Annotated in this window: 13 protein-coding genes and 1 tRNA gene; 13 read left to right on the top strand and 1 reads right to left on the bottom strand. The window is 49.2% G+C overall.

The window, feature by feature from the left end:
- Positions 1-23 precede the first annotated feature (23 nt).
- The 13 genes from ACTNE6_RS04595 to zapE all read left to right on the top strand — a co-directional run bounded on the left by ACTNE6_RS04595 (position 24) and on the right by zapE (position 13,967).
- A tRNA-Met gene (locus ACTNE6_RS04595) sits at positions 24-100 on the top strand.
- A 127-nt stretch (positions 101-227) separates the two neighbouring features.
- A complete protein-coding gene (gene rimP, locus ACTNE6_RS04600; protein ID WP_194969101.1) occupies positions 228-713 on the top strand; it encodes a ribosome maturation factor RimP in 486 nt (161 codons plus the stop codon).
- Entirely contained in the window at positions 703-2,220 is a 1,518-nt protein-coding gene (gene nusA / locus ACTNE6_RS04605) for a transcription termination factor NusA (RefSeq protein ID WP_194969068.1), read from the top strand. The genes rimP and nusA overlap by 11 nt, the downstream gene beginning before the upstream one ends.
- A 10-nt stretch (positions 2,221-2,230) precedes the next feature.
- Positions 2,231-4,942 (top strand): translation initiation factor IF-2, encoded by a 2,712-nt coding sequence (gene infB, locus ACTNE6_RS04610; protein ID WP_442498763.1) that lies wholly within the window; start codon positions 2,231-2,233, stop codon positions 4,940-4,942.
- 5 nt (positions 4,943-4,947) lie between these two features.
- Entirely contained in the window at positions 4,948-5,310 is a 363-nt protein-coding gene (gene rbfA, locus ACTNE6_RS04615) for a 30S ribosome-binding factor RbfA (RefSeq protein ID WP_194969066.1), read from the top strand.
- A 6-nt stretch (positions 5,311-5,316) separates the two neighbouring features.
- On the top strand, positions 5,317-6,228 hold the full coding sequence (truB, locus tag ACTNE6_RS04620) for a tRNA pseudouridine(55) synthase TruB (RefSeq protein WP_442498764.1): 912 nt from the start codon (positions 5,317-5,319) through the stop codon (positions 6,226-6,228).
- 124 nt (positions 6,229-6,352) lie between these two features.
- The gene (gene rpsO / locus ACTNE6_RS04625) at positions 6,353-6,622 is read left to right on the top strand and encodes a 30S ribosomal protein S15 (protein WP_194969064.1); all 270 of its coding nucleotides are present in this window, start codon (positions 6,353-6,355) and stop codon (positions 6,620-6,622) included.
- 100 nt (positions 6,623-6,722) lie between these two features.
- Positions 6,723-8,798, top strand: coding sequence for a polyribonucleotide nucleotidyltransferase (gene pnp, locus ACTNE6_RS04630; RefSeq protein ID WP_442498765.1), 2,076 nt, complete (start codon positions 6,723-6,725; stop codon positions 8,796-8,798).
- 52 nt (positions 8,799-8,850) lie between these two features.
- A complete protein-coding gene (locus tag ACTNE6_RS04635; protein WP_442498766.1) occupies positions 8,851-9,495 on the top strand; it encodes a uracil-DNA glycosylase in 645 nt (214 codons plus the stop codon).
- On the top strand, positions 9,492-11,333 hold the full coding sequence (gene uvrC / locus ACTNE6_RS04640) for an excinuclease ABC subunit UvrC (RefSeq protein ID WP_442498767.1): 1,842 nt from the start codon (positions 9,492-9,494) through the stop codon (positions 11,331-11,333). Before ACTNE6_RS04635 ends, uvrC begins: the two co-directional genes overlap by 4 nt.
- A complete protein-coding gene (gene pgsA, locus ACTNE6_RS04645; protein ID WP_194969060.1) occupies positions 11,323-11,880 on the top strand; it encodes a CDP-diacylglycerol--glycerol-3-phosphate 3-phosphatidyltransferase in 558 nt (185 codons plus the stop codon). The genes uvrC and pgsA overlap by 11 nt, the downstream gene beginning before the upstream one ends.
- Positions 11,881-11,960: 80 nt before the next feature.
- A complete protein-coding gene (locus tag ACTNE6_RS04650) occupies positions 11,961-12,566 on the top strand; it encodes a TetR/AcrR family transcriptional regulator (RefSeq protein ID WP_194969059.1) in 606 nt (201 codons plus the stop codon).
- 240 nt (positions 12,567-12,806) lie between these two features.
- Positions 12,807-13,967, top strand: a complete 1,161-nt coding sequence (gene zapE, locus ACTNE6_RS04655) for a cell division protein ZapE (protein ID WP_442498768.1) — start codon at positions 12,807-12,809, stop codon at positions 13,965-13,967.
- 76 nt (positions 13,968-14,043) lie between these two features.
- Here zapE and ACTNE6_RS04660 read toward each other — a convergent pair whose 3' ends face one another.
- Complete coding sequence (locus ACTNE6_RS04660) at positions 14,044-15,789, bottom strand: sulfite reductase subunit alpha (protein ID WP_442498769.1); 1,746 nt, start codon at positions 15,787-15,789, stop codon at positions 14,044-14,046.
- Positions 15,790-15,811 lie beyond the last annotated feature (22 nt).

Consider the following 15,811-nt stretch of genomic DNA (forward strand, 5'->3'; position numbering starts at 1 on the left):
GTCTTTATAATACAATTATCAATCGCGGGGTGGAGCAGCTTGGTAGCTCGTCGGGCTCATAACCCGAAGGTCGTAGGTTCAAATCCTGCCCCCGCTACCACTTTTTTAGGAACCCCATTTATGGGGTTTTTTATTTTCTGGGCTTTGATAATTTAAAAGTCCGCTATTGATTGTTTATGGAAGAGCCTCTGGCTCTTTTTTTATGTGCGAAAATAAGCGAGGCAAAAATGAAACAGGCTCCTGAGCATTTGGTTAATCTAATCGAGCCAATTGTTGAAGGTTTAGGCTATGAATGTGTGGGCATTGAATATAATCCGCACCCTAAACATGGCCTGTTAAGAATTTATATTGATAGCGAGAACGGCATTCTGCTTGACGACTGCACGCGCGTCAGTCATCAAATCAGCGGTGTCCTTGATGTCGAGGATCCCATTCAAGGTAATTATCAATTGGAAATTTCTTCGCCGGGAGAGGACAGACCATTTTTTAAAATAAGTCAGTTCGAACGATATATCGGCAGCACGGTATTGGTAAATTTATTTAAACCTTTGGCTGGGCGTAGAAAAATTACAGGTCGGATTGAAAAAGTCACAGACGATATTGTTACGCTTCAGGAAGGTGATCAGGTTTTTGAGGTGCCATTTAGCGCAATGAGTAAAGCGCGTTTGGTTCCTGAGTATTTAATTGAAAAAGGAGGGCGCAGTGGCAAATAAAGAAATTTTGTTAGTAGTAGATGTTTTTTCTAATGAAAGGGATATTGAAAAAGAGATTGTTTTCCAAGCTATAGAATCAGCATTGGAAGCGGCCACTATCAAGCGTCATGCAAATCAGATCAAAGCCCGTGTCGTGATCGACCGGAAAACCGGCGATTATGTCACATATCGCGGCTGGGAAGTCGTCGATGTCAATCCTAACATTAATGGTGATGTGGAGTTTCCGGAAACCCAGATTCCTTTGGAAGTCGCACGGCTGGATAATCCTGACGTGCAGGTAGGCGATATTATTGAAGAGGAAATTGAGTCAGTTGATTTCGGGCGCATTGCCGCACAGACGGCCAAGCAGGTTATCATCCATAAGGTCAGAGAAGCCGAGCGTCGGAAAATTGTCGAAGCCTATAAAAGTCGTGTTGGTGAATTGATTACCGGTGTTGTAAAGCGCATTGAAAAAGGCAGTGTTTATCTGGATCTGGGCGGGCATATAGAAGCTTATATTGCCAAGGAAGACATGATTCCGCGCGAATCCGTGCGCATCGGCGACAGGATTAGAGGTTATCTGAAAGATGTGCGTTCAGAGCCTCGGGGGCCACAATTATTCGTCAGCCGGACCGCACCGGAATTGCTTATCGCATTATTCCGGCTTGAAGTGCCCGAAGCCGGCGAAGGCCTGATTGAAATTCTGGCGGCCGCGCGCGATCCAGGTTCCAGGGCTAAAGTGGCGGTAAAAAGCAACGACCCGCGCCTGGATCCGGTTGGCGCATGTGTGGGCATGCGGGGTTCCAGGGTGCAGGCGGTTTCCAATGAGTTGGCCGGAGAGCGCGTTGATATCATCCTTTGGAATCAAAGTGACGCCCAATATGTCATTAATGCCATGTCGCCAGCTGAAATTCAATCCATCGTCATTGATGAAGACAAGCACAGCATGGATCTGGCTGTCAGCTCGGACAATCTGTCCCAGGCTATCGGCCGAGGCGGGCAAAATGTCCGGTTGGCGACCCAGTTAACCGGATGGGAGTTAAACGTTATCGATGCATCCAAAGCTGAAGAAAAAAATGAAGCCGAAGCAGGGGAAATAAAACGTCTGTTTATTGAGCAGCTCGATATCGATGAAGAGATAGCAGCCATCCTGGTTGAAGAAGGCTTTAATACGATTGAAGAGGTGGCCTATGTTCCAGTCAGTGAAATGCTGGAAATTGAAGGGTTTGATGAAGAGCTCGTCAATGAGCTCAGAAGCCGGGCTAAAGATGCTTTACTGATTAGCGCCATTGCTTCAGAAGAAAAACTGGAAACAGCTGAACCGGCACAGGATCTGCTGGAAATGGAAGGCATGAATAGAGATCTGGCCTATGAAATGGCCAGTCAGGGCATTATTACGATGGATGACTTGGCGGAACAATCGGTGGACGATTTGCTGAAGTTTTCCGGAATAGATAAAGATCGGGCGGCAAAATTGATTATGAAGGCACGTGAGCCTTGGTTTGCCGAGGAAAAGGCGAGTAAGTAAGGGGTAGGAAATGAGCGATAAAACAGTACGGCATTTGGCTGAGGTAGTAAAAATACCTTTGGAACGATTATTAGAGCAGCTGAAAGAAGCAGGATTATCCGCTAGCGCCCCTGATGATGTCATTAGTGATGATGAAAAAATGCAGTTGCTGGCGCATTTGCGTAAGCGGCATGGCAAGTCTGACGGCTCCGATGAGGGAACGCCTAAACGCGTGACTTTGAAGCGCAGAAAAGTCAGTGAGCTTAAACAGGCGAGTGTGCCGGGTAGTGCGACCAAGACAATCAGTGTTGAAGTACGTAAAAAGAAGACGTATATCAAGCGCACCGAAGTTAGCGAAGCTGATGAGCAAAAAGAACTGGAGCTGGCTAGGCAGGCGCAGGAAGAGCAGCAAAGACAGCTCGAGCGCGAGGAAGAAGCGCGCCGGAAGCAGGAGGAGCGTCTGAAGCAAGAGGAAGCATTAAGGCAGGCCGAAGAAGTCCGTCTGCGTGAAGAACAGACGAAAGCGGAGGCCGAAGCGCCTCAAAAGGCAGAAGCTGAAAAGGCTGCAATTGAGCCGGAAGTTGAAGCCGAGGCTGAAGTTAAGCCGGAAGTTGAAGCCAAGGCTGAAGTTGAGCCAGAGGCCGAGCCTGAAGCAGAGTTCGAGATTGAATATGATGCTTTAAAATTCAAAGAAGAAAAGAAGAATAAGCACGAAAAACCCGGCAAAACAAAAGAAGCCGAAGATATCCGGAAAAAACAGGAAGAAAAGGAGCGTCGTCTTGAGGAATCTATTAAAAGAAATGCAGAAAAGGTAAGGCAACAGGCCGCAGCGAAACAGGAAATGCTGCAACGGAAGAAAATACAGGAAGAGGGTGCTCGCGCCGGCGGTAAGGAAGGCAAACGCGGCAAGAAAAAAGGCGGCAAATTCGAACGTGCGGCTACGCCTGAAATCAGGCATCAGTTCGAGATGCCGGTTGCGCCTATCGTGAAAGACGTCACAATACCTGAATCTATTATCGTTTCCGACCTCGCCCAGAAAATGAGCGTGAAGGCGGCCGAAGTGATCAAACAGTTGATGAAGCTAGGCATGATGGCGACGATCAACCAGAGTATAGATCAGGAAACAGCGGCCATTCTGGTTGAAGAAATGGGCCATAAAGCCATCATGCAAAGCGAAGATGATCTTGAGCGGGAAATGCTGGCTGAAGTCACAGCCGAGGATAACCGCGTTGCGCTACCACGGGCGCCTATCGTAACGATTATGGGGCACGTCGATCATGGTAAGACATCGTTGCTGGATTATATCCGCAAGACTCGCGTAGCTGCCGGTGAGGCAGGCGGTATTACTCAGCATATCGGTGCGTATCAGGTGAAAACCGATCATGGCTCAGTCACCTTTTTGGATACACCGGGCCATGCCGCATTCACGGCCATGCGTGCGCGTGGCGCCGATGTGACCGACGTTGTTATTGTCGTCGTAGCTGCTGATGACGGTGTGATGCCGCAGACAAAAGAAGCGGTTGAGCATGCCAGAGCAGCCAATGTGCCGATTATCGTTGCGATCAATAAAATCGATAAGCCTGATGCCAACCCTGATAAGGTTATGCAGGAGTTGTCAGCTATCAATGTCGTGCCCGAAGAATGGGGCGGTGATGTGCAATTCCTGAAAATCTCGGCTAAAACGGGTGAAGGCATTGACGATTTGATCGAAGCCTTGATCGTGCAGGCGGAAATTCTGGAATTGACCGCACCGGTTGAAGGTGCGGCATCCGGTATTGTCATTGAATCAAGGCTCGATAAAGGTCGTGGTGCCGTGGCAACGGTGCTGGTACAAAAAGGCACGCTGGAAAAAGGCCAGATCGTTCTGTGCGGCCATGAATTCGGCCGCGTCAGGGCCATGTTCAATGAGAACGGCAAAGCTATTAAAGAAGCCCTTCCGAGTGCTCCGGTGGAAATTCTCGGCTTATCGGGCACACCGAATGCCGGCGATGAATTTTTAGTCGTGCAAAATGAACGAATTGCCAGAGAATTGGCCGAACACCGTGAAGACAGGAGCAAGACCAGCCGCCATGCCGCTCAGCAGGCATCGAAACTGGATGAAGTCTTCTCGAAGATGGCCAGCGGAGAAACCGCGAGCTTGAATCTGGTTATCAAGACTGACGTTCAGGGAAGCCTGGAGGCGTTGCGCGAATCCTTGATTAGTCTGTCAACGGAAGAGGTCGAGGTAAAGGTCGTTTATGGCGGCGTCGGCGGTATCAATGAAGGCGACGTCAACCTGGCGCTGGCTTCGGGGGCGATTCTGATGGGCTTTAACGTTCGTGCCGATGCGACGGCCCGGAAACTGATCGAAGAGAAAGGCGTTGACCTGCATTATTACAGCGTCATCTATGATGCGATTGATGAAGTCAAAAAATCCATTAGCGGCATGCTGGCGCCTGAAATCAAGGAACAGATTGTCGGTCTTGCTGAAGTTCGCGATGTCTTCCGGTCGCCTAAGTTCGGCGCTATCGCCGGCTGTATGGTTATCGACGGCTATGTTAAGAGAAATCTGCCGATACGCGTGCTGCGCAACAATGTGGTTATCTACGAAGGGCAACTGGAATCGTTGCGCCGCTTCAAGGAAGATGCGACTGAAGTCAAGATGGGCATGGAGTGCGGTATCGGTGTGAAAAACTACAACGATGTCAGAGTCGGCGATCAGATCGAGGTGTTTGAACGTATAGAAGTTAAACGGGAACTGTAACCCTTATGGCAAAAGAATTCGGTCGTAGCGCGCGCGTTTCATCGCAGATGCAGAAAGAGCTTTCATTGATTCTGCAACGAGATATTGATGACCCCAGGTTGGGCTTTATTACTATTAATGAAGTTGAAGTCAGCAAGGATCTGGCCGTGGCAAAGGTTTACGTTACGGTCCTGAATGCCGACGAGCAGGGCAAGCGCAACAATGTCAAGTGGCTGAACGAGATGGCGCCTGTTATCCGGCATGAGCTGGCCAAGAGGATGCGTTTAAGGCATATGTCCGAATTGCGTTTCTATTACGATGATTCGTTCGATACCGGCATGCGCGTTGCCGAGCTTTTAAGCGATCTGGATAAGAAAGACAAGGATTAGCCGGGAATGAGTAAACGCAAATCCGGGCGCAATGTCCACGGCATCCTGTTGCTGGACAAACGCCTGGGGGTTTCTTCAAACAAAGCCTTGCAGGAAGTCAGGCGTTTGTTTGACGCCAACAAAGCCGGGCATACCGGCAGTCTGGACCCATTGGCAACAGGCTTGTTGCCTCTGTGCTTCGGCGAGGCGACCAAGGTTTCGGCGCTAATGCTCGATGATGACAAACGTTACCAGACGCTGGTTCAGCTTGGCGTCATGACCGATACGGGTGACGCGGAAGGTCAGGTTCTTGAGACCAGGCCGGTGCCCGAACTGACTGTTGATGCCATCAACGCCTGTCTGAAAAAGTTCACCGGTGAAATCGATCAGGTGCCTCCGATGTATTCGGCTTTAAAGCACAATGGCAAAAAGCTCTATGAATTGGCCCGGGCCGGTGAAACCGTGGATCGGAAAGCCAGGCGCATCACAATATATGACTTGCAATTGCTGGATTTTTCGAAAGATCAGTTGAGACTGGACGTTCGCTGTTCGAAAGGCACCTATATCCGTTCATTGGCGGAAGATATCGGCCACGAACTCGGCTGCGGTGGAACGGTAAAAGAGCTGCGTCGGCTGGAAGCCGGCCGGTTCAGTATTGAAAATGCCAAGACCCTGGAGCAGTTGGCCGAAATGGATGAGCAGGAACTGCAGCAATGCCTGATTGATGTCGATAAGCCTTTAGAGTTCATACCTGCTGTGCAGCTGTCCGAGAGCGAGGCTATCCGTATAAAGCAAGGGCAAGCGCTCAAGATTAAAGAAGTCTTGCCCGGCATGGTGCGTATGTACCATACCAAGGTTTTTTTGGGCTTGGGAGAAATGCTATTGGATGGTAAACTAGCGCCGAAAAAATTGTTCAATCTGAACGACGAGCCTGCCTGAATCGAATGGTTCTCAGGCTAAAAATTACACCTGTTTCTACCCCCTATCGTGGAGACAGGGTATTCATTAGTTGTCATAACAGGCAACTTTATTTTTAATTTTTTAATCTTAATAGGGATTATAAATGCCATTCACTGCAGAACAGAAAAAAGCAGTCGTAGAAGCTTATCGACTGTCAGAAAACGATACCGGTTCACCCGAAGTGCAAATTGCCTTGTTGACCGCACACATTACTCATTTAACACCGCACTTTGCAACCCACAAAAAAGACAACCATTCTCGTCGCGGTCTGCTGCGCATGGTTAATCAGCGTCGCAAGTTGCTGGATTATTTGAAAAATAAAGACGGTAATCGTTATCGTTCATTAATTGAGCGTCTAGGCTTACGCAAATAAAAAAAGCAAAAAAGAAACGGCACATAAGGTGCCGTTTCTGCTTTAGCAAGTCATGGATTGAATAAATCTTCAAATAACCTTTATACAAAGGAACCTTATAGTGAATCCTATTAGGAAAGAATTTCAGTACGGCGATCAGCTCGTAACATTAGAAACCGGTGAAATAGCTCGTCAAGCAGACGGCGCTGTTATGATCGATGTCGATGGCACCTCATTGCTGGTCACAGTCGTTGGTAAAAAAGAAGCTAATGGTGGCGATTTTTTCCCACTGACTGTTAATTATCAGGAAAAAACATACGCCGCTGGCAAAATCCCAGGCGGTTTCTTCAAGAGAGAAGGACGTCCTAGTGAAAAAGAGACTTTAACGTCTCGTTTAATCGATAGACCGCTCCGTCCTCTTTTTCCGGATGGTTATACGAACGAAGTTCAAATTATCGCTACTGTCGTGTCATTGAACCCGGAAGTTGATCCTGACATTCCAGCTTTACTGGGGGCTTCGGCCGCATTGGCTGTTTCAGGATTGCCCTTTAACGGCCCGGTAGGCGCTGCTTGCGTCGGCTACAAAGACGGCAGTTATTTATTGAATCCATCCCCTGCGGCATTGAAAGATTCCGAACTGGAACTGGTCGTCGCCGGTACTGCGAAAGCCGTTTTGATGGTTGAATCAGAAGCTCGCAACTTATCTGAAGAAGTCATGCTGGGCGCGGTTTTGTTCGGTCACGAACAAATGCAGACAGCCATCAATGCCATTAACGAATTCGCCCAACTCGCCGGTGCGGCAACTGTTGATTTTACGGCTCCTGAAGCCGATGCTGAGCTAGTAAAACTGGTAACCGCGGAAGTGGAAGCCGGTATTAAAGCCGCTTACCAAGTGCCTGAAAAGCTGGTCAGACAAGAACAGCTGAAAGAGATCAGAAATGCGGCTGTAGAAAAACTGACAGTCGAAGGGCAATACGCAGAACAGGATATCCGCGCCATTATCGAGCATCTGGAAAAAAAGATAGTCCGCAATTCCACTTTGGAAGGCAAACGTATCGATGGACGCGCTCTGGATTCAATTCGGCCGATCACGATCAGAACCGGCGTACTGCCCAGAACCCATGGTTCCGCCTTGTTTACGCGCGGCGAAACGCAGGCTTTGGTGGTCGCGACCCTGGGTACTCAACGCGACGCGCAAATTATCGATGCGCTGTCCGGCGAATACAAAGAGCAGTTCATGCTGCATTACAACTTTCCTCCGTTCAGCGTCGGAGAAACCGGTTTTGTCGGCTCGCCAAAACGCCGCGAGATCGGCCATGGCCGTTTAGCGAAGCGTGGCGTTCAGGCAGTTTTGCCTAATATGGATGAATTCCCATACGTGATTCGCGTCGTTTCCGAAATCACCGAGTCAAACGGTTCAAGTTCCATGGCTTCCGTCTGCGGCAGCAGTCTGGCATTAATGGATGCGGGTGTGCCTATTGCATCACCGGTAGCCGGTATTGCCATGGGCCTGATCAAGGAAGGCGACAGCTTTGCAGTGTTATCCGATATCATGGGCGATGAAGATCACCTGGGCGACATGGATTTCAAAGTGGCCGGTTCCGAGAGCGGCATTACTGCATTGCAAATGGATATCAAAATCGACGGTATTACCGCCGAAATCATGAAGACGGCTCTGGAACAGGCAAAACGCGGCCGCTTGCATATTCTGGGCGAAATGAACAAGGCGCTGTCTACGACGCGCGAGCAGATGTCCGATTATGCGCCACGCATCATTACCTTCAAAATTGATCCTAGCAAGATCCGTGAAGTGATCGGTAAGGGCGGCGCGACGATTCGCGGCATTACCGAACAAACCGGGGCAAGCATCGATTTGACCGATGACGGCCTCGTCAAGATTGCTTCAGTTGATAAGGCGGCCGGCGAAGAAGCGCGCCATCTGATCGAGGAAATCACGGCTGAAGTGGAAGTAGGCAAAGTTTATGAAGGCAAAGTCGCCCGCTTGATGGATTTCGGCGCTTTCGTAACGATACTGCCCGGTAAGGACGGCCTGGTGCACATCTCGCAAATTTCGGACGAGCATGTTGATAAAGTCAGCGACAGATTGTCTGAGGGCGATGTGGTCAGAGTGAAAGTGCTCGAAATCGACCGTCAAGGCAGAGTCAGACTCAGTATGAAAGAAGCGGACAAAGAATAATATATTCGCTGCTATAAGAGAGAAAGGGCCGTTAAGGCCCTTTTTTGTAAGCATGAAATTAACAAAAATATTCGATCAAGAGTGCCGGCAGTGTAAAAGGCTGGACGAATTTCTGCTGGAAGTTAAGCAGAACTATCCAAGCTATCACGCCCGCCCGGTGGCGCCGTTTGGCGATCCCGATGCCCGGCTGCTGATTGTCGGCCTAGCGCCCGGCATGCATGGCGCCAATGCAACGGGGCGGCCGTTTACGGGCGATTATGCGGGGCTGCTGTTGTATGAGGCATTGTATGAATTCGGTTACAGCAATCAGCCCATATCCGAATCACTGGCCGATGGCCTGGCGCTCAAAAATTGCCGCATAACCAATGCCGTGAAATGCCTGCCTCCGCAAAACAAGCCGACGAGTGCGGAAATAGCGCTATGCAACAATTTTCTGGCCGCCGAGTTAAAAACATTGCCGCAAGGCGCTGTCATACTGGCGCTGGGGACTATAGCGCATCAGGCGGTATTGAAAGCCTATGAATTGAAACTGAATAGCTCGAAATTTGGTCATAATATATTGCACGAATTGCCGGGTGGGCGAATGATGATCGATTCATACCATACCAGTCGCTATAACGTGCAGACCAACAGGCTGACAAAAGCGATGTTTGCCGATATTTTTCGTACGATTGGGACATTATTGGATAGAGAGTGAATGTTGAGATTTCTGAAAATGCTTTTGATGTAAAAGCGTTTTTAAAAAGCCTGACCACGCGTCCTGGCATTTACAAAATGCTCAATAAGGAAGGCGAGATTATTTATATCGGCAAGGCTAAAAACCTGAAAAACCGCGTTTCCAGTTACTTCAAGCCGCAAACGGCCTCGCCCAAGCAGCAGGCGATGGTCGCCAGAGTGGCCGCCATCGAAGTGACTGTCACGCATACCGAAGGCGAGGCTTTATTGCTGGAATGCCAGCAGATCAAACGGTATAAGCCTCGCTATAATATCTGTTTAAGGGACGATAAATCCTATCCTTATATTTTTCTGTCCACTGAGCAGGATTTTCCGCGCATCACCTTGCATCGCGGCGCAAAGAACAAGCGTGGCCGCTATTTCGGCCCTTATCCCAGCGCCGGTGCCGTCAGGGAAACGCTGAAGCTGCTGCAAAAGATATTTCCTGTTCGGCAATGTGAGGACTCCGTTTATAACAACCGGATTCGGCCTTGCCTGCAGTATCAAATAGAGCGCTGTACCGGGCCGTGCGTGGGGTTGATTGACAAATCGGCCTACGCCCAGGATGTAGACAGCACGATCCTGTTTCTGGAGGGCAAGGGTAGTTTGCTGATCGACCAGTTGGTTGCCAAGATGGAGAAGGCGGCTGCAGAGCTTGATTATGAGCAGGCTACCATCTACAGAGACCAGATTTTGAAATTGCGCTCCGTGCTGGAAAAGAACTTCGTCCATGGCGAGCGCGGCGATGTCGATATCATCGCCTGTGCCAGCAAGGCAGGCGTGGCCTGCATCCAGGTATTTTTTATCCGTAACGGGCAGCATCTGGGCAATAAGCTGTTTTTCCCGAAAATAACCGATGAACATGACCCGGCCAGCATTCTGCAGGCGTTTATTCCGCAATATTATCTGGAGAGGCAAGCGCCTTATGAATTGATCGTCAGCCATGAGCTGGAAGAAACCGATCTGTTGACGGAAGTGTTGGCCGGCCAAGCCAAGCATGCCGTCAATATTTCTCCCAGAGTCAGAGGAGAGCGTTTAAAATGGCTGCAAATGGCCTGCGCGAATGCAGAAAATGCATTGCTGAGCAAGCTGTCGGATAAACAGGGGCTTTACGCCCGGTTTCTCAGCCTGCAGGAAGAGCTTGGCTGCACGGAGTTGCCCAGACGTCTGGAGTGCTTTGATATCAGTCATACCCAGGGCGAACAGACGGTTGCATCCTGCGTTGTTTTTGATAGGGAAGGTCCGGTAAAATCAGCGTACCGCCGTTTCAATATCGAAGGGATAGCCGGGGGCGATGATTATGCCGCTATTCATCAGGCCGTATTCAGACGCTTTAAACGACTGAAGCAAGGGGAGCATATGGCGCCCGACATATTATTTATCGACGGCGGCAAAGGACAGGTGCATGCCGCCCAAAAGGCATTAGCGGAATTAGACATAAACAATGTTATGATAGTGGGTATTTCGAAAGGACCGGACAGAAAACCCGGCATGGAAAAACTGATTCTGGTTGATCAGGATCAGCCCATTGATATGACGCCTGGCGCTAGCGGTTTATTATTGATTCAACATATCCGCGATGAAGCGCACCGGTTTGCGATAACAGGACACAGGCAGCGTCGAGGTAAAGCAAAAAAACAGTCGGTATTGGAAACTATTCCAGGATTGGGGCCTAAGCGGCGGCAGATTTTATTGAAACAATTTGGGGGGCTGCAAGGCATTTCACGAGCGGGCGTGGATGCACTTTGCAGCATAGATGGCATAAGCCAGCAATTAGCACAACGAATTTACGAACTATTCCATCATCAAGATGATATTTAACTTACCGACAGCGCTTACCCTGTTAAGAATTATATTAATTCCTTTGTTAGCAGTTATTTTTTATCTGCCCTGGCAATACTCCAACTTGGCCTGTACGTTGATTTTTATTGTTGCGGGCGTTACGGACTGGCTGGATGGTTATCTGGCCAGAAAAATGGCGCAAGAAACGCCCTTCGGCGCTTTCTTGGATCCGGTGGCCGATAAGCTGATGGTGGCTATTGTCCTGGTGCTGATTGTTCAGCAGCAGCCAAATCCCTACATGGCTATTGCCGCCGCCGTTATCATCGGCAGGGAAATAACGATTGCTTCATTGAGAGAATGGATGGCGGAAATCGGCAAGCGTGCAAAAGTCAAGGTTTCCCAACTAGGCAAATGGAAAACAACTGCGCAAATGTTGGCCATTACTTTATTGTTGTATCATGAGGATCTGGCCGGCATTCCAGTAAACATTGTAGGGTATGTTCTCCTGTATATTGCCGTATTATTAACACTGTGGTCTATGGTTAATTACTTAAGGGCTGCGTTGACAGCTATCGCGGAGCAGTAGCTATGCTGCGAGTCCGGGTAAATCCTTGGATTATTTAACATATGAGATACAGCACATTGAATTCGCTGTGAAAGAAGAAAATGGATAAGGAAAAAGAAAAAGAAAACATACAGCTAAAGTCTGAAACACAGGATGAAATATTACTGGCGGCTTTGAAACTATTTGCCGAAAAAGGTTATTTCAATACTTCGTTGACAGACATTAAAGATGCGGCGGGAATAAAAACCACGAGCGGCATTTATCAGCATTTTAAAAACAAACAGACGATTGCCTCGGCGTTGTATGCCAATATCTTCGATAGCTTGAACATATCCATCGACGATATCCGGCGCAGAAATAAAAAATCATCGGAGCAATTGCGCGAAATTGTTGATTTAATGTTCAGGCTGACTACTGAAGCGCCCGATGTGGTGCAATTCTTGCTGGTTTTGAAAATCCATGAGTTCTTGCCGGAAGAAAAGCCCTTGCTGGAAACGGCGCCTTTCTCAAAGATTATCAAGATCATCCAGGCCGGTATCAAGGCCGGGGAAATACGTAATATGGATCCGGTTCTCGGGTATGCATTTTTTTTCGGCATCATCAACCAGACTTTGCGTCTGCTGTTGACCGGCGCCCTGGACAAGAAGCCCGAAGTCTACCAATCGCAGACATGGCTGGCAGCCTGGAACGCGATCGCCAAGAAATGAGCCGAATTCTGTTACTCTTTTCAGCATAAAGATGGGTGATGTTGTTCAGTTTAAACGGCCGAAAGTATCGCTACTGCATAAAGGCAACACCTTATGCCGCAGCGGCTTTCATAAATGGGAAGTAATCAATGAAAAACAGTTTGATGTCAAGCAGGGAAAGCTGGTCACTGTTTACCGATGCAAGCGGTGCGCAAAAATCAAGTCCGAAGCGCTTTGAGTTCTCCTACGACTAACCTTTTCATGTTCAAACCTTTATTGCGACAATATGACTGTTTAGCGCCCCATTATGCCGCCTCGGATAATGGGATTCTGGAAAAACATTACCAGGAACTGGTTGTTAAACGTCATATCCAGAATGATGATGCTCAAGTGGAAGTCTTGGGCCATTTGCAGCAGTTGCTGGACACCCTCTTGGAAAAAGCCGATTACGACAGCAAACTGACGCTGGGGAAACTGCTTTCAGCCAAGCCTGAGCAAGGCAAGAGCCTTTACATATTCGGCGACGTCGGCAGGGGTAAATCCATGCTGATGGATTTCTTTTTTCAAGCCTGTCCGATCAAACAGAAGCGGCGTGTTCACTTTCATGCCTTTATGCAGGAAGTTCACCATCTTATCCATCAATGGCGACAATCCCACGATGGCGATCCGATTCCCGCATTGGCCAGACATATTCGAAAATCTACGCTGCTGTTATGTTTCGATGAGTTTACTGTCAATGATATCGCCGATGCCATGATGCTGGCGCGCTTATTTAAACAGTTGTTTAAAAAAGGCGTCATTATGGTCGCTACATCCAATTACCATCCCGATGCGCTTTATAAAGACGGCCTGCAACGGGAGCTGTTCCTGCCGTTTATTGCCTTGCTTAAGCAATCCGCTGAAATTCTGGAGCTGGTAGCTAAAGAAGATTACCGTTTGACGCACCTCAAGGCGTTATCGACGACTTTCCATGCCTCGCTTGGCGAGTCAGGAAATGCGTTTCTGCGGCAAAGCTACAACCACCTGACCAATAGCGCTGCAACGGAACCCTTAGTTTTGCAAGTGCAGGGCCGAAAGGTTCATTTTGCGGCGGCGCATGGCGATATTCTGTTTACCTCTTTCAGAGAGCTTTGCAGCAGACCGCTAGGCGCAGCCGATTATCTGGCGATTGCCCGGGAATTCAATACTTTGCTGATTTCGGATATCCCCAGATTTTCCTTGGAAAACAAGGACGAAGCGAAACGCTTCGTGATCCTGATCGATGTACTCTACGAACATAACGTGAAACTGATCTGTACTGCCGCGGCATCTGTTGATCAGCTTTGTACAGATCACGGGGCTTTTGAATTCAAGCGAACCCAATCAAGGCTGGTCGAGATGCAAACGGAAAGGTATCTGAGCGAAGGGCGGATGCCTGCCTAAGGCTGGTATTCAGAACGGAAGTACGGATGCCAGGAGCGACTGGTTGGTCACTCCTGGATGCTTTTTCCAATAAGAGTTAATAAACGTCTCTGACGTAACGTTTGTCTTTTTTCAGTTGATTGACATAATCGATGGCCTGCTGTTCCGACATTTTGCCGTGCTCGGCAATCACGTCATGCAGCGCTTTATCGACATCCTTGGCCATGTGGTAGGCATCGCCGCAGACGAAGAAATAACCGCCCTGTTCCAGCCAGGCGAACAGTTCGGCGCCGTTTTCACGCATGCGGTCCTGCACATAAACTTTTTCCTTCTGATCCCTGGAGAATGCCAGATCCAATCGGGTCAGTAAGCCTTTTTGCTGCATGGCTTCCAGTTCTTCACGGTAGATAAAATCGGTTGCGGAATTGCGATCGCCGAAGAACAGCCAGTTTTTGCCGGGCGCATTTCTGTACTCGCGTTCCTGCAGGAAGGCCCGGAATGGCGCGATGCCGGTGCCGGGGCCGACCATGATCATCGGCAGGCTGTTGTCGTCAGGCACTCTAAAGACCTTGTTAGGGGTAAAGAAGACTCGCACTTCGGTTTCGTCATCGACCAGATCAGCCAGAAAAGTTGAGCAGACGCCTTTATGCTGGCGGTCATAACTTTCATAGCGCACGCTGGCCACAGTCAAATGCACGGTGTCAGGATGCATTTTGCCGCTGGAGGAGATCGAGTAGGCGCGATGCTGCAACGGTTTCAGCAGGCTTATGAATTCGGCGGCCGAGAATTCCACTTGCGGGAATTGCAACAGCAGGTCCAGTATGTCACGGCCCCATAAATAATCGGCCAGTTTGTCCTTGTCGCCCGATTCCAGAATGCCGTTGAGTTCCTGATCGCCTGAACGGCTGGCAATCTCTTCAATGAATTCCTTGCTGGGCAGTTTGATTTCGAATTGCGTGCGTAATGCTTCATGCAAAGCGATGGATTCACCGTTGACCGGTTCGTCTTCATCACCCTTGCAGCCGAGCGCAGTAAGGATGTCGGCGACCAGTTTGGGGCAGTTGGTCGGTGCCACGCATAAGGCATCGCCGGCTTCATAGCTTAACCCGGAACCGATAATGGAAATCTCGTAATGCCGTGTTTCTTTTGATGACGACTCGGCCGTCAGAAGCCGGTTAACAAGCATTCTGGCCGGGAACGGATTTTTTCGGTTGTATTGAGGCTTTTCTGCATGAGCTGCTTCGACATCGACAATCACCGTAGGCGATGCCGCCCCTTCAGCCATGTGTGGAATAACGGCGCTGATCCAGTTCGATGCCGGTTCTTCAAAATCGACGTCACAGTCAGTGCGGTCATAAATGCGCGTTGCGCCCAGTTCGGCCAATCTTCTATCCCAGTCTATGCCCGCTTTACAGAATAAGTCGTAACTGGTGTCGCCCAGTGCCAGCACTGAAAATTTCATGTTGTTAAGAGCCGGTGCTGAATCGGTGGAAACAGCCTGCCACAGCATTTGGGCGTTGTCGGGCATTTCGCCTTCGCCGTAAGTGCTGGTCACGATCAGCAGGTATTCCATGGAAGCGAGCTGACTAATTTCAACCTCATCCATGCTTTTTATCAGAGGTTTCAAGCCATGTGTTTTCGCAACATTGGCGGCATCATGCGCGATCGATTCGGCATTGCCGGTCTGGCTGCCGTACAAAATGTTGATGATGCGGGCATCGGCTTGGTTAGCAGTGCCGGCGCTTTGGATCATATGTGTATGCATGCCGGCAAAAAAGCCGCTAAGCCATGCGCGCTGACTATCGCTGTAGGGAGCGTCGAGTGGGATATGAGGTGTTTTCATTTGAGTTACTAACAAATCACTG

This window comes from Methylobacter sp. sgz302048 (assembly GCF_052162025.1).
Taxonomy (GTDB): domain Bacteria; phylum Pseudomonadota; class Gammaproteobacteria; order Methylococcales; family Methylomonadaceae; genus Methylobacter.

Coding starts and splice junctions, on each gene's coding strand:
- rimP (WP_194969101.1), top strand. CDS start 228: ATGAAACAGGCTCCTGAGCATTTGGTTAATCTAATCGAGCCAATTGTT.
- infB (WP_442498763.1), top strand. CDS start 2,231: ATGAGCGATAAAACAGTACGGCATTTGGCTGAGGTAGTAAAAATACCT.
- rbfA (WP_194969066.1), top strand. CDS start 4,948: ATGGCAAAAGAATTCGGTCGTAGCGCGCGCGTTTCATCGCAGATGCAG.
- truB (WP_442498764.1), top strand. CDS start 5,317: ATGAGTAAACGCAAATCCGGGCGCAATGTCCACGGCATCCTGTTGCTG.
- rpsO (WP_194969064.1), top strand. CDS start 6,353: ATGCCATTCACTGCAGAACAGAAAAAAGCAGTCGTAGAAGCTTATCGA.
- ACTNE6_RS04635 (WP_442498766.1), top strand. CDS start 8,851: ATGAAATTAACAAAAATATTCGATCAAGAGTGCCGGCAGTGTAAAAGG.
- pgsA (WP_194969060.1), top strand. CDS start 11,323: ATGATATTTAACTTACCGACAGCGCTTACCCTGTTAAGAATTATATTA.
- ACTNE6_RS04650 (WP_194969059.1), top strand. CDS start 11,961: ATGGATAAGGAAAAAGAAAAAGAAAACATACAGCTAAAGTCTGAAACA.
- zapE (WP_442498768.1), top strand. CDS start 12,807: ATGTTCAAACCTTTATTGCGACAATATGACTGTTTAGCGCCCCATTAT.
- ACTNE6_RS04660 (WP_442498769.1), bottom strand. CDS start 15,789: ATGAAAACACCTCATATCCCACTCGACGCTCCCTACAGCGATAGTCAG.